Genomic DNA, 13,617 nt, shown 5'->3' with positions numbered 1-13,617 from the left:
CCATCCACAGCCATCGGGGTGCCAAAGATCGGTAAAAGAGGGGCTCGATCGGCCCGGGGTTCCATGGACTCCCCATGTTTTGCCGTGGCTTGAGGGATTCTTGTGGCGATTGAGATACGGGGTTTCCCGATCAAGGGGGTGGCGTCGGTTACGGTGCGATCCGCCCCGCGCGCCGGGGGCCGGTCACCCTCTCTCACCGGTGAGCCGGGATGGGCGCCGACGGGGCTCAACTGTCTTGAACTGTCTTGATTCGATCTATATGACCGCATGTCCTGTGCGTTCCGCGCGCCGTGACGTGCGCGCGTCATGAATGGGGTGGGGATGTCCAGCCATCGGATGTCTAAGAAGGGCCGTTACATCGCTTGGGCGACGGCAGGCGCGGCCGTGGTCGCCGGGGCCGGGATCGCGGCGCAGACGTCGATGGCGGCGACCACCTGGCCCGCCCAGCGGACGTTCACGGGCCGGGCCTTCGACACCTGCGCCGCCCCCTCGCTGACGGCGATGAAGGCCTGGCACACCGGCTTCTACGGAGCGGCCGCCGTCTACATCGGCGGCAAGAACCGCGGCTGCAGCCAGCCCAACCTCACCGCGTCCTGGGTGAAGTCGGTCAGCACCCTGGGCTGGAAGCTCATCCCGCTGTACGTCGGCGCGCAGCCGTCCTGCCAGACCGGCTCCAACCCGGAGAAGCTCACCGCCACCAACGCCGCCTCGCTCGGCGCCACCGACGCCGCGGACGCGGTGGCCAAGGCGTCCGCGCTGGGCATGAAGGCGGGCAGCCCGATCTACCTGGACATGGAGTCGTACGACGTCACGAACACGGCGTGCAACAAGGCCACGCTGACGTACGTACGCGCCTTCGACAAGGCGCTGCACGCCAAGACGTACCGGACCGGTTTCTACGGCTTCACCAGCTCCAGCGCCAAGGCCATCGCGACCGCGACCGACAAGACGGACCTGCCGGGCAACCTCTGGTACGCGCTGTGGGACAAGGCCAACACGACGACCTCGGACTGGCCGTGGGGCTCCACCCAGTTCACCGGCCACAGCCGCGCCCACCAGTACATGGTCAACAGCAAGGAGACCATCGGCGGTTACACGATCACCGTGGACCGCGACGCCTGGGACGCGCCGGTCGCCATCACCGGCTGACATTCGGACGCATCCCGAGATCGCCGGAGAACATCAACCGGAGATCAACCGGCGAACAACCGGAGGAGGAGCAGGGCATGAGGGTCGAAAGGCTGCCGGCGGTCGTCGGACCGTCCGCCGTCCGTGCCGGGCTGGCGGCGCTTCCCGTCGTCAGCCTGGGGCTGTTGTGCCCTGTTCCGTCCCTCGTGATCGCCCTGCCGCGGGGCACCCGCGCGGACTGGGCGGTCTTCGGGGGGTTCTGCGCGGTGCTGGTGGCGTGGGTCATACAGCTCTCGCTCACACCCGAGACCACCCACGGCCTCGAGTTCGCGGACGACGTGCTCCTGATCCTGGTGTCGATGGTCGGCGCGGCGGTACACGCCTGGACGGTCTGGCCCCGGCGCGCCGGGTACTAGCGGCGCACCGGCCGGACCGGCCGCACGAGCCGCACCGGTCGCACGAGCCGCACCGGTCGCACGGGCCGCACGAATGCATGGAAGCGCGGAAGCGCGAAGAGGCGGAGGTACGGGAACCACGTGGTCAAGCGGGTCAGGCAGGTGCCGCAGGCGCAGCGCGCGAAGGCGGCGCGCGACGCCACGCAGGAGTCGAGGCTCGCCGCCGGTGTGCGGGCGGCACTCCAGTGGCCGCGTGTACTGGGCGGCAGGGGGGTCGCGATGGTGGCGGGTGCCGTGATCGTCGCGGTCGCGGTCGCGGTCACCGGGTACTTCCTCTCCCGCACCGACACGAAGCGACAGGTGCCCGACACCCGGGCCCGCCACTACAAGGACGTCGACGCCTGCCTGCTGACCGGCAAGGACGGGATCACGGCCGGCACCAACGCGGCCGAGGTCTGGCAGGGCATGCAGGACGCGTCCCTCAAGACGCACGCGCGCGTGAGCTACGTCCCGGTGACCGGTGAGCAGTCCGCGGCCAACGCGCGGCCCTACCTCAACGGCCTGCTCCAGCGGTCCTGCGACGTGGTCGTCGCGACCGGAGAACCCGAGGTCACGGCGGCCACGCAGACCGCCCCGCAGTACCAGAAGGTCGACTTCGTGCTGGTGGGGGACGCGGGAGCCGACTCCACGAGCGCCAAGAACATCACCGTGACGCGCGTCGGCGACGGACTGCGCGCCGAGATCGCCGGGGTCGTCGAGCGCGAGGTCGAGGCGCGCGGTTAGCCGGGGCCGGTACGACAGGACGCGATCGGCGATACGTCCCGACGTGACCGGTCGTGCGACCGGACTTGATCGGTCGCATGAGTGGATGTGGTCGGTCGTACCGGCGGATGTGAGCGGCTGTACGAGCGGATGTGATCGGCCGTACGAGGGGATGTGAACGGTCGTCAGAGCGGACGGTGGCCGTCCCGCTCGTCACGGCAGCCGCGCCGGTATCTGAAGTCTCCGCGAATCGTTGGTCGAATGGCTGGCCGAGAGCCGGGCCACTGCCTACCATCGATCACCGCAAGACTTTGTGCACCGTCGCACAATCTCCTCGGGAGGTTTCCTTGCACCGCCGCCGTCGCACCGCGTTCGTCCTCTCCGCCGCGATCGTCGCGGCGGCCCCCCTTCTCACGGCGTGCGGTGGCGAGGCGCACCCAGGCGCCGCGGCCGTCGTCGGTGGCCGGCGGATCACGGTCGCGCAGTTGGAGAGCCGGGTGAACGAGGTGCGCTCGGCACAGCGGGCCGCCGTCAAGGACGAGGCCCAGTACGAGCAGGCCATCGCCAAGACCGGCAGCCTCACCCGCGCCACCCTGCACACCATGGTCCTCGACCAGGTCCTCGACCGGGCCGCCAAGGACGCGGGCGTGAGCGTCACCCGCGCGGACACCCAGCAGATGCGGGCGACGCTGGAGGGCCAGGCGGGCGGTGCGAAGGCGCTGGAGACGGCCTGGCTGCAGCAGTACGGGGTGGCGCCCCAGCGTCTCGACGACAACCTCCGTACCGAGATCGAGGCCCAGAAGCTCGCCGCCGCGCTCGGTGCCGACATGAACACCACCGACGGCAAGGCCACGTTCTGGAAGGCCATGTCCGACGCGTCCAAGAAGCTGAACGTCGACCTGAACCCGCGCTACGGCGCCTGGGACGTCCAGAAGAGCAGCCGCGTCGATGTGAAGACACCGTGGCTGCGGGAGGTCACGTCGACGGGTACGCAGCAGACGGCGTAGTAGGCCAGTAGGCCAGTAGGCCAGTAGGCCAGTGGGTCGTGGGGCAGCGCCGGGTCCTGGCCTGGGGGTGAAGCTGTGGATAAACACTTCGGCCGCCTCCCGGCCTGTGGATAACTCCTGGGGGCGTCGGTGGCGTGGGTTACGTTCGTGGGGTGAACGCAACCAGCTCCGACGCCACCGCCCAGGTTCCCGCCCCCGGCCGTATCGTCCTGCTCACCACCAGCCACCGCGTCGCCCCCGGGCTGCTGTCCTGGCCCGCCTGGCAGGTGCTGCGCACCGCCGACCAGGTGCTGTGCGCGGACGGCGCACATCCGCAGCTGCCGTATCTGCGTGAGGCGGGCATCGGCGTCGACGAGGCTTCCCCCGATGCCCAGGAGCTGGTGGCCGTCTGCGCCGGTGGCCGCACGGTGGTCGTCGTCGCCACCGGCGAGGGCGAGCCGCGCCTCACCGACGGCCTGGCCCGCCTCGCCGGCTCCGGCCGCATACAGATGCCGGACCTGGAGCTGCTCCCGGCCTCGTACGACCTGCCGGGCGCCCGCCTCCTCGACCTCGTCCAGGTCATGGACCGCATCCGCGTCGAGTGCCCGTGGTCGTCCCAGCAGACCCACAAGGGCCTCGCGAAGTACGGGATCGAGGAGGCGTACGAGCTCGTCGAGGCGATCGAGGAGGGCGACAGGGACGAGCTCAGGGAAGAGCTCGGCGACGTGCTGCTCCAGGTCGTCTTCCACGCCAGGATCGCGGAGGAGGACGCCGAGGCTCCCTTCTCCATCGACGACGTGGCCGGCGGCATCGTCACCAAGCTGATCCACCGCCACCCGCACGTGTTCGGCGACGAGACGGCCACGACCCCCGAGGAGGTCAAGGAGCACTGGCTGCGCACCAAGGCCGAGGAGAAGCGGCGGACGTCCGTGACGGAGGGGATACCGCTGGGCCAGCCGGGCCTGGCCCTCGCGGCGAAGCTGGCATCGCGCGTGCGCACGGCGGGACTTGAGGTCGAACTCCCCCGAGGCGAAGGCGTCGGCTACGAACTGCTGGCCATCGCCGCCCACGCGGAGGCCGAGGGAGTGGACCCGGAGGCGGCCCTGCGCGCGGCGGCGCGGGCATACCGGGACGCGATCCGGGTGACGGAGACGGGCTGAGGAGGTCGAGGCCAGGGGCCGCAGGGCGTGGAGGCTCTCCACCCGCTGACATCAGGCACTGGAGGAGGCGGGAGGTCTGGCAACAGGGCTACGTGTTGGGGGCGCGGCTTGTCGGGTTGTGCCAGTTGGGGTGGGGGCGGTCCAGCAGCCACTCCGCGGGGCCCAGGGGGCGCGGGCGGCTGGGGTCGGCGGGTGGGAGGAGGTCGTGGAAGATCTGTTCCGGCGGGGTGCCGAAGGCGGGGAGGGCCTCGGCGATCTCCTCGACGAGCGGGGGCGGCCCGGCGAGATAGACGTCGTGGCGGGCCCAGCCGGCGCGGTTGCCCAGCGCGGTCAGCAGTCGCTCGGTGGCCTGGGCCTTGGGGCGGCCGGGCGCGGGGGTGATGAAGGTGACGCCGAGGCGGGGTAACCGGGACTGGAGTCGTTCCACGGCCGACCGGTCGTAGAGGTACGAGGTGTCGCGGGCCACGAGGAACAGCCGGGCCTCGTGCGTGGCGTCGAGTTGCTGGAGCAGCGCCTTGACAGGGGCCCAACCGGTGCCGGCCGCGATGAAGGTCAGCGGCCGTTCCACCGGCGCCCGCAGGGTCAGGGCGCCGCCGGGTGCGCCGAGCCGCAGGACATCGCCCTCCCGGGTCTGCCGGACCAGGGCGGTGGACAGCACCCCGTCCTCGACGCGGCTGACGTGCAGGTCGACGGTGTGGTCGGCGCGGGGCGCGTTGCCGAGCGAGTACGGGCGCCAGATGCCCGGCAGGTGGGGGACGCTGACGCTGACGTACTGGCCGGGGGAGTAGCGCAGCCGGTGGTGCGGGCGGAGGGTCAGTACGACGAGGTCGTCGCCGTGCCGGGTCCGGGACACGACCTCGGCGTCCCACCAGGGCGGTTCACCCTCGTGCTGTGCCTCCCACGCGCCCTGGAGCATGACGTTCGTGATCGCCCCGTATGCCTCGGTCCAGGCCTTCTCGGCCTCCGCGCTCCACGCCGACCCCGCGACGGCGGCGAACGCGGCGATCAGGCTCGCCCCCACGGCGGCGTAGTGCTCCGGCTCGGCCAGGTACTTCCGGTGGTCCCGTCCCAGCTCCCGCAGGTACCCCGGCAGCGTCGGATCCTCCAGCCGCTCCATCACATACGTGAGTGCCGCGAACAACCGGTCCCGCTGTCGCTCCATGTCCTCCGGGAAGTCCAGGGGGAAGAGCCCGCGGACGTCCGGGTAGTGCCGGAAGAGATGCGAGTAGAAGTACTTGACCGCGAACTCGGCCCGTCTCTCGACGACCGCGAAGCTGGATCTGAGTATTTCGGGGTCCACGGCGCGAATTTAGGGAGGAGGCGAGGCGTGAAGTCAAACAGCTGCCGATTTCGGGATGGCCCGGGATGAACGGGGCGCGTTCTGCACCATCCTCCCGCACCGCCCTCCCAGACCCCCCTCACACACCCCCCTTTCACACCGCCCTCGGGCACCGCCCTCCCGCGCCCCTCTCCCACGCCGCCCTCCACCACCGCCCCCACCCCGTTCCCCCTCCCTCCGGATACCGTCAGGGAGTGACCGATCAGCCGCCGCCGTTCAGCCCCGCCCCGGAACTCTTCACCTGGGAGTTCGCCAGCGATCCCTACCCCGCGTACGCCTGGCTGCGGGAGCACGCCCCCGTGCACAGGACGCGGCTGCCGAGTGGGGTGGAGGCCTGGCTGGTGACGCGGTACGCGGACGCCAAGCAGGCGCTCGCCGACGCGCGGCTCAGCAAGAATCCGGCGCACCACGACGAACCCGCCCACGCGAAAGGGAAGACGGGTATTCCGGGGGAGCGCAAGGCCGAGCTGATGACGCATCTGCTGAACATCGACCCGCCGGACCACACCCGGCTGCGGCGGCTGGTATCGAAGGCGTTCACGCCGCGACGGGTGGCCGAGTTCGCGCCGCGCGTGCAGGAGCTCACCGATCAACTGATCGACCAGTTCGCGGAGAAGGGTTCTGCGGACCTGATCCACGAGTTCGCGTTCCCGCTTCCCATCTACGCCATCTGCGACCTGCTGGGCGTGCCCCGCGAGGACCAGGACGACTTCCGGGACTGGGCGGGGATGATGATCCGGCACGGCGGCGGACCGCGGGGCGGGGTCGCGCGCTCGGTCAAGAAGATGCGTGGGTATCTGCTCGAACTCATTCACAAGAAGCGGGAAGGCCTTCCCGACACGCCCGCGCCCGGTGAGGACCTCATCTCCGGTCTCATCCGCGCGTCCGACCACGGCGAGCACCTCACGGAGAACGAGGCCGCCGCCATGGCCTTCATCCTGCTCTTCGCCGGGTTCGAGACGACGGTCAACCTCATCGGCAACGGCACGTACGCCCTCCTCACCCACCCCGAACAGCGCGCGCGTCTCCAGCGGTCCCTGGCCGCCGGCGAACGCGAACTCCTCGAGACCGGCGTCGAGGAACTCCTCCGTTACGACGGGCCCGTAGAACTGGCCACGTGGCGGTTCGCGACCGAGGCCGTGTGCATCGGCGGTCAAGGCATCGCGCCAGGCGACCCCGTCCTCGTGGTCCTCGCGGCTGCGGACCGTGACCCCGCGCGGTTCGAACAGCCGGACACGCTGGACCTCTCCCGCCGTGACAACCAACACCTCGGCTACGGCCACGGCATCCACTACTGCCTCGGCGCCCCGCTCGCCCGCCTGGAGGGCCAGACCGCGCTCGCCACCCTCCTCACCCGTCTCCCCGACCTTCAACTCGCGGGGGATTCGGACGATTTGCGCTGGCGCGGCGGGCTCATTATGCGCGGATTGCGCACGCTTCCAGTGGAGTTCACGCCCCCGGTACCGGTCTCGCGATAGCGGGCGACCATACACCTACGGGCGCTCAAACCTGACACGCACTCAACTCTGTGATCTTCACGTGATCTACGCTGCATCGACTTGTGACAAGTGTTCGGGTGCGGATACGTTCACTCGTCAACGCGACTCACACGTCGCGTAGTCACCTGCTGTCACGTGAAAGGCTTCCGCATGCTCTCCGGGAACGGCCGCCATCGTCGCCCCCGTCAGGCCCCGGCCCTCATCGTCGCGGCAGGAGTGACCGGATCCGCCATCGCGATCCCGTTGCTCGGTGCCACCAGCGCGAGCGCGGCCGACGGCACCACGTGGGACCGGGTCGCCGAGTGCGAGAGCGCCGGCCAGTGGAGTGCCGACAGCGGCAACGGGTATTACGGCGGGCTCCAGATCAGCCAGGCGGACTGGGAGAAGTACGGCGGCCTCGCCTACGCGTCGAGCGCCGACGAGGCCAGCCGGTCGCAGCAGATAGCCATCGCCGAGAAGCTCCTCGACGACCGGGGCCTCGCCGCCTGGCCGACCTGCGGACCGCTCTCCGGGCTGAGCAAGAACTCGGGCGACATCCTGGTCGACACGGGCGTGGCGAACGACTCGTCCAGTACGTCGGACTCATCTGGTTCATCTAATTCATCCGATTCGTCCAGTTCATCCGGGACTTCGGCTCCGTCCGGCTCTTCCGGCTCGAAGTCCGATTCGTCTTCGTCTGGCTCGTCTTCGTCCGGTTCATCCTCGAAGGGGACCGGGAACACGACGAAGGCCGACACCGGCGACGATGCCCAGGGGGCGGACGGCTCCGACACGGACACGACGAAGGGCGACGACTCGGGCAACTCCGGCCAGGGTGGCGACTCTTCCGGTACCTCCGAGAACGCGACGACCGGTGCGGGGCGCCACCGCGGCGGCACCGCGGACGAGGACACCACCGACAGTGCCGTGGACGGCCGCGGCGACGACTCCTCCGGGCGGCATGCCTCACGCGGCTCCGGCGCCTCCCGCGATGCCGTCGACGGCTCCTACGTCGTGCGCGCCGGAGACAATCTCTGGACCATCGCGGACGCCCTTGACCTCGAAGGCGGATGGGCCGAGCTGTACGACGCGAACAAGAAGACGGTCGGCGTCGACCCGAACCTCATCCTTCCCGGTCAGAGCCTTGCAGTTGGTGCTGAATCGGGCGAAAAGTAGGGGCAGTTCACGTCATGGTTCGCTGTGTAATGTCCGGTTTGGTGCGAGTGAGAGATGGATCTCAAAGGCCCTGATCGTCTTTGGAATTCAGCCGATCGACTGCTTACGGTCATGACCGCTCGCCACAGCGGGCCCCGACGGTCGTCAACGCCGAATCCTGCCAACGGCCGTACGGGAACAGTCGACGCGTCAGCGCCGTAGGCAGGAGCGGGGGACCCAAGGTATGCGCCGCGCCCGGTAGTTGACCGGGAGCGGCTTGGGGTGAAGCCGAGCGCTCAGAGCGCACGGCCGGGCACTCACCCGCCCGAACCCGACAGCTCACCTCGCAGGCGTCGGTGAGGGGATCTCTCCATGCTGTTTTCCAGCAAGGGCAAGCACCGCCGTCCGTCCAAGGCCACTCGTGTCGCCACGCTCGCCGGCGTCACCGGTGTCGCCATCGCCGCTCCGCTGATGGCGGCCGGCAACGCCTCCGCCGCCACCTCCTCCCAGTGGGACGCCGTCGCCCAGTGCGAGTCCGGCGGGAACTGGTCCATCAACACCGGCAACGGCTACTACGGCGGTCTGCAGTTCTCGGCCTCCACCTGGGCCGCGTACGGCGGCACCGCGTACGCCGCGACCGCCAACCAGGCCTCCAAGTCCCAGCAGATCACCATCGGCGAGAAGGTCCTCGCCGCGCAGGGCAAGGGTGCCTGGCCGACCTGTGGCACGGGCCTGTCGAGCGCCGCGTACACCGGCGGTGCGAGCGCCCCGTCGACCTCGTCCTCCTCGAACGGCTCCTCGTCGAACAGCTCGCCGAGCGCCGGCACCACCACCCGCTCGACGGACACCGCGGCCTCCCGTTCGGCGTCCCGTCCGGCCGCCGAGAAGACCGTCTCCACCCCGACCGGCAAGAAGGTCAAGAAGGGCGACGGCGAGTACAAGGTCGTCAAGGGTGACAGCCTCAGCTCGATCGCCGAGAAGAAGAAGGTCAAGGGCGGCTGGCAGCGGCTGTTCAAGCTGAACAAGGACATCGTCGCGGACGCCGACTTCATCTACCCGGGTCAGCAGCTGCACCTCAGCTGATGATCGGCAGCTTCACCCCAGCTGAATGACAGGTCCCTCATAAAGGGGGTCTCCACACTGGAGACCCCGGTGAGGGCCACCCCCGTCCCCACGGGCTCCCCGCTCCGGTGCGTGTTCCCCCGTACGCACCGGAGCGGGGTTTTTCGTGTCCGGCCCTTCGTGGCGAGCATTTCGTACCCAGATTTCCGTACCCGTTTTTGTTCCGTTCTGGAACAATGTGTACGTTCAGTTCTGCCCAAGGGGTGGGCGACCGGCTGGCCGATCCCCCCGGGGCGGTTAGGCTCATGTCGCGAAGCCATCACAGGCTCCGCGTACCCGCGTCACATCCCAGAAGGAGATGCTCGTGCCGTCCATCGACGTCGTCGTAGCCCGGGAAATCCTGGACTCCCGAGGCAACCCCACGGTCGAGGTCGAGGTCGGCCTCGACGACGGCAGCACGGGTCGTGCCGCCGTTCCGTCCGGCGCGTCCACCGGCGCCTTCGAGGCCATCGAGCTGCGTGACGGTGACCCCAACCGTTACGGCGGCAAGGGTGTCGAGAAGGCCGTCCTCGCCGTCATCGAGCAGATCGGCCCGGAGCTCGTCGGTTACGACGCCACCGAGCAGCGCCTGATCGACCAGGCGATGTTCGACCTGGACGCCACCGACAACAAGGGCTCGCTCGGCGCCAACGCCATCCTCGGCGTCTCGCTCGCCGTCGCGCACGCCGCCTCCGAGGCGTCCGACCTCCCCCTCTTCCGCTACCTGGGCGGCCCGAACGCGCACCTGCTGCCCGTTCCGATGATGAACATCCTGAACGGCGGCTCGCACGCCGACTCCAACGTGGACATCCAGGAGTTCATGATCGCCCCGATCGGCGCGGAGTCCTTCTCCGAGGCCCTGCGCTGGGGCGCCGAGGTCTACCACACCCTCAAGAAGGTGCTGAAGACCAAGGGCCTGTCCACCGGCCTGGGCGACGAGGGCGGCTTCGCCCCGAACCTGGAGTCGAACCGCGCCGCGCTCGACCTCATCCTCGAGGCCATCAAGCAGGCCGGTTACATCCCCGGTGAGCAGATCGCGCTCGCGCTCGACGTCGCCGCGTCCGAGTTCTACAAGGACGGCAAGTACGAGTTCGAGGGCAAGTCCCGCTCGGCCGCCGAGATGACCGAGTACTACGAGGAGCTCGTCTCCGCGTACCCGCTCGTCTCCATCGAGGACCCGCTGTACGAGGACGACTGGGCCGGCTGGAACGTCATCACCGAGAAGCTGGGCGACAAGGTCCAGATCGTCGGCGACGACCTCTTCGTCACCAACCCGGAGCGCCTGGCCCGCGGCATCGAGGAGGGCTCCGCGAACGCCCTGCTCGTCAAGGTCAACCAGATCGGTTCGCTGACCGAGACCCTGGACGCCGTCGAGATGGCCCAGCGCAACGGCTTCAAGTGCATGATGTCGCACCGCTCCGGCGAGACCGAGGACGTCACCATCGCCGACCTCGCCGTCGCGGTGAACTGCGGTCAGATCAAGACCGGTGCCCCGGCCCGCTCGGACCGCGTCGCCAAGTACAACCAGCTGCTGCGCATCGAGGAGATCCTCGACGACGCCGCGGTGTACGCGGGCCGCAGCGCCTTCCCGCGCTTCAAGGGCTGACACCCGCGGAGGGTCAAGCCTTAGCCAGTCGTACGTACGTCCCCGTACCCGGTCCCGTACCGTGTCCGGGGACGTACGCGCGTGTGAACGGGAGGCGGGACATGGCCGTGAAGGACCGGGACCGGTTCTCCACCGCGACCAGGCTGAAGCTGCTCGGCGAGCAGACGGCGGCCCGGGTCTACCGCTCGCAGACCAAGCGCCAGGCCCGCCGCTCACGCCTGACCGGCCGCGCCGCGCTGCTGGCTCTCGTACTCTGTTCTCTGATCGTGGCCCTCGCGTACCCGATAAGGCAGTACGTGTCCCAGCGCGCCGAGATCGCCGATCTGGAGCGACAGCAGGAGCAGGCCCGCGCCCGGGTCGAACAGCTGCGTGACCTCAAGGCGCGCTGGCAGGACGACGCGTACGCGAAGCAGCAGATCCGGGAACGGCTGCACTATGTGATGCCGGGCGAGACCGGATACATCGTGATCGACCCGGACGCGGCGAAGCAGTCGCGTACGGATCTGGGGGTGGCAGCCCGCCCCTGGTACGCCAACGTCTGGGACGGCGTCGACAAGTCGGACCACTCCGACCGGTGACCTGATGGCCGGTGACCTGACGACCGGTGACCTGACGACCGGTGAACCGGTGAATTGAAGAAGAAAGAGACTTGAGCACAGGCATGGAAACGCCCCCGCCGCCCACCCCGCGCACCGAGCCGACCGACGCGGACGTCGAGGCCTTCAAGCAACAGCTCGGCCGGCCGCCGCGCGGGCTGCGGGCGATCGCCCACCGCTGTCCCTGCGGCCAGCCGGACGTGGTGGAGACGGCGCCCCGGCTGCCGGACGGTACGCCCTTCCCGACGACGTACTACCTCACGTGCCCGCGCGCGGCTTCCGCGATCGGCACGCTGGAGGCCAACGGGGTGATGAAGGAGATGACGGACCGGCTGGCGACCGACCCCGAGCTGGCCGCCGCGTACCGGGCCGCCCACGAGGACTACATCGCGCGGCGCGACGCCATCGAGGTACTGGCGGGCTTTCCGAGCGCCGGTGGGATGCCGGACCGGGTGAAGTGTCTGCATGTGCTGGTGGCGCACTCGCTGGCCGCGGGGCCCGGGGTGAATCCGCTGGGCGACGAGGCGATCGCGATGCTGCCGGAGTGGTGGCGCAAGGGTGCGTGCGTGGTGGCGGCGGAGCCGCCGTCCGAGGGGGAGTGAGGGGGCTGCGCTCCCTCCTCCCGGTGCGTGGTGTTCTGTCTGCGGGTGGGTGGGGGCTGGGCGCGCGGTTCCCCGCGCCCCCCAAGACGGGGCTTCGCCCCGGGCCACGGGCCCGGTCGCGCGTCGTCGAAACGAATTCACGAGCAGGAGACAACAACCGATGACCAGGGTCGCCGCCATCGACTGCGGTACGAATTCGATCCGCCTCCTCGTCGCCGACGCGAACCCGGTGACGGGGGAACTCGTCGATCTGGACCGCCGGATGACGATCGTCCGGCTCGGTCAGGGCGTCGACCGCACCGGACGCCTCGCCCCCGAGGCCCTGGAGCGCACCTTCGCGGCCTGCCGCGAGTACGCGGCGATCATCAAGCGGCACGGCGCGGAGCGACTGCGCTTCGTGGCGACCTCCGCCTCCCGTGACGCGGAGAACCGGGACGAGTTCGTACGCGGCGTGCTGGACATCCTGGGCGTCGAGCCCGAGGTCATCACCGGCGACGAGGAGGCCGAGTTCTCCTTCACCGGCGCGACCAAGGAACTGACGGGCCGGGACGACCTCGCCAGGCCCTACCTGGTCGTGGACATCGGCGGCGGCTCCACCGAACTGGTCGTCGGTGACGACCACGTGCGCGCCGCCCGCTCCGTGGACATCGGCTGCGTACGGATGACCGAGCGGCACCTCGTGCACGACGGGGTCGTCAGCGACCCGCCGACCCCCGCCGAGATCGAGGCCATCCGCGCCGACATCGAGGCGGCCCTCGACCTCGCCGAGCGGACGGTCCCGTTGCGCGAGGCCCACACGCTCGTCGGCCTCGCGGGTTCGGTCACCACGGTCGCGGCCGTCGCGCTGGACCTCCCCGCCTACGACTCGGCCGCCATCCACCACTCCCGGATCCCGTACGAGAAGGTCCGCGAGATCACCGAGCGGCTGCTGGCCTCCACCCACGCCGAACGCGCCGCGATCCCTTCCATGCACCCGGGGCGCGTCGACGTCATCGCCGCCGGCGCCCTCGTCCTGCTCGCGATCATGGAGCGGATCGGTGCGGCGGAGGTCGTGGTGAGCGAACACGACATCCTGGACGGGATCGCGTGGTCCATCGCGTGAGGGGCTGACCGGACGGGGCCGAGGGTGGCGTTTCCGAGTGCGGTTTCCGAGGCGGGGGAGCCTTTACTACCCGCTGGTAGCCTCCCTTGAGCAGGTCGGATAACGTATGAGCGCGCCCAGGGGGCCATTCGGACCCTCTCGGCGACACGCCGCCGGAAAACTTCGTGAAGTTCTTCACAAGGAATTCGGCCCTGTGGGGGGACGACG

At 69.7% G+C, this 13,617-nt stretch carries 13 protein-coding genes and 1 riboswitch; of the genes, 12 read left to right on the top strand and 1 reads right to left on the bottom strand.

Annotated elements, in window-relative coordinates; translation table 11 throughout:
• Window positions 1-321 precede the first annotated feature (321 nt).
• The 5 genes from AQJ27_RS32175 to AQJ27_RS32155 all read left to right on the top strand — a co-directional run bounded on the left by AQJ27_RS32175 (window position 322) and on the right by AQJ27_RS32155 (window position 4,431).
• Window positions 322-1,149, top strand: a complete 828-nt coding sequence (locus tag AQJ27_RS32175) for a glycoside hydrolase domain-containing protein (protein ID WP_067376168.1) — start codon at window positions 322-324, stop codon at window positions 1,147-1,149.
• Window positions 1,150-1,226: 77 nt separating this feature from the next.
• Entirely contained in the window at window positions 1,227-1,544 is a 318-nt protein-coding gene (locus AQJ27_RS32170) for a hypothetical protein (protein ID WP_067376167.1), read from the top strand.
• Window positions 1,545-1,664: 120 nt separating this feature from the next.
• Window positions 1,665-2,306, top strand: coding sequence for a hypothetical protein (locus AQJ27_RS32165; protein ID WP_067376166.1), 642 nt, complete (start codon window positions 1,665-1,667; stop codon window positions 2,304-2,306).
• 326 nt (window positions 2,307-2,632) lie between these two features.
• The gene (locus AQJ27_RS32160; protein WP_067376164.1) at window positions 2,633-3,292 is read left to right on the top strand and encodes a SurA N-terminal domain-containing protein; all 660 of its coding nucleotides are present in this window, start codon (window positions 2,633-2,635) and stop codon (window positions 3,290-3,292) included.
• A gap of 152 nt (window positions 3,293-3,444) precedes the next feature.
• Window positions 3,445-4,431, top strand: a complete 987-nt coding sequence (locus tag AQJ27_RS32155; protein WP_067376162.1) for a nucleoside triphosphate pyrophosphohydrolase — start codon at window positions 3,445-3,447, stop codon at window positions 4,429-4,431.
• An 88-nt stretch (window positions 4,432-4,519) separates the two neighbouring features.
• Here the strand turns inward: AQJ27_RS32155 and AQJ27_RS32150 are convergent, their stop codons facing one another.
• Window positions 4,520-5,731 (bottom strand): globin domain-containing protein, encoded by a 1,212-nt coding sequence (locus AQJ27_RS32150; RefSeq protein ID WP_067376160.1) that lies wholly within the window; start codon window positions 5,729-5,731, stop codon window positions 4,520-4,522.
• Window positions 5,732-5,964: 233 nt separating this feature from the next.
• On the opposite strand from AQJ27_RS32150, the gene AQJ27_RS32145 reads away from it, so the two are divergent.
• The 7 genes from AQJ27_RS32145 to AQJ27_RS32115 all read left to right on the top strand — a co-directional run bounded on the left by AQJ27_RS32145 (window position 5,965) and on the right by AQJ27_RS32115 (window position 13,410).
• Window positions 5,965-7,248 carry a cytochrome P450 family protein gene (locus AQJ27_RS32145; RefSeq protein ID WP_067376158.1) on the top strand — a complete coding sequence of 428 codons (1,284 nt, stop codon included), beginning with the start codon at window positions 5,965-5,967 and terminating at the stop codon, window positions 7,246-7,248.
• A gap of 171 nt (window positions 7,249-7,419) precedes the next feature.
• Window positions 7,420-8,424: a LysM peptidoglycan-binding domain-containing protein gene (locus tag AQJ27_RS32140; protein WP_067376156.1), complete on the top strand. Its 1,005-nt coding sequence runs from the start codon at window positions 7,420-7,422 to the stop codon at window positions 8,422-8,424.
• Between the two features lie 183 nt (window positions 8,425-8,607).
• Window positions 8,608-8,771, top strand: a riboswitch (cyclic di-AMP (ydaO/yuaA leader).
• Between the two features lie 4 nt (window positions 8,772-8,775).
• The gene (locus tag AQJ27_RS32135; RefSeq protein ID WP_067376154.1) at window positions 8,776-9,486 is read left to right on the top strand and encodes a LysM peptidoglycan-binding domain-containing protein; all 711 of its coding nucleotides are present in this window, start codon (window positions 8,776-8,778) and stop codon (window positions 9,484-9,486) included.
• A gap of 337 nt (window positions 9,487-9,823) precedes the next feature.
• On the top strand, window positions 9,824-11,110 hold the full coding sequence (gene eno / locus AQJ27_RS32130; RefSeq protein ID WP_060897729.1) for a phosphopyruvate hydratase: 1,287 nt from the start codon (window positions 9,824-9,826) through the stop codon (window positions 11,108-11,110).
• A gap of 101 nt (window positions 11,111-11,211) precedes the next feature.
• A complete protein-coding gene (locus AQJ27_RS32125) occupies window positions 11,212-11,688 on the top strand; it encodes an FtsB family cell division protein (RefSeq protein WP_067376151.1) in 477 nt (158 codons plus the stop codon).
• 83 nt (window positions 11,689-11,771) lie between these two features.
• A complete protein-coding gene (locus AQJ27_RS32120; protein ID WP_054237267.1) occupies window positions 11,772-12,308 on the top strand; it encodes a DUF501 domain-containing protein in 537 nt (178 codons plus the stop codon).
• Between the two features lie 160 nt (window positions 12,309-12,468).
• Window positions 12,469-13,410, top strand: a complete 942-nt coding sequence (locus AQJ27_RS32115; protein WP_067376149.1) for a Ppx/GppA phosphatase family protein — start codon at window positions 12,469-12,471, stop codon at window positions 13,408-13,410.
• Window positions 13,411-13,617: the final 207 nt, after the last annotated feature.

It is taken from the genome of Streptomyces olivochromogenes (assembly GCF_001514115.1).
GTDB classification, from domain to species: Bacteria; Actinomycetota; Actinomycetes; order Streptomycetales; family Streptomycetaceae; genus Streptomyces; species Streptomyces olivochromogenes.
The sequence above is the reverse complement of the archived record's forward strand: the minus strand, read 5'-3'. Positions and strand labels throughout refer to the sequence as shown.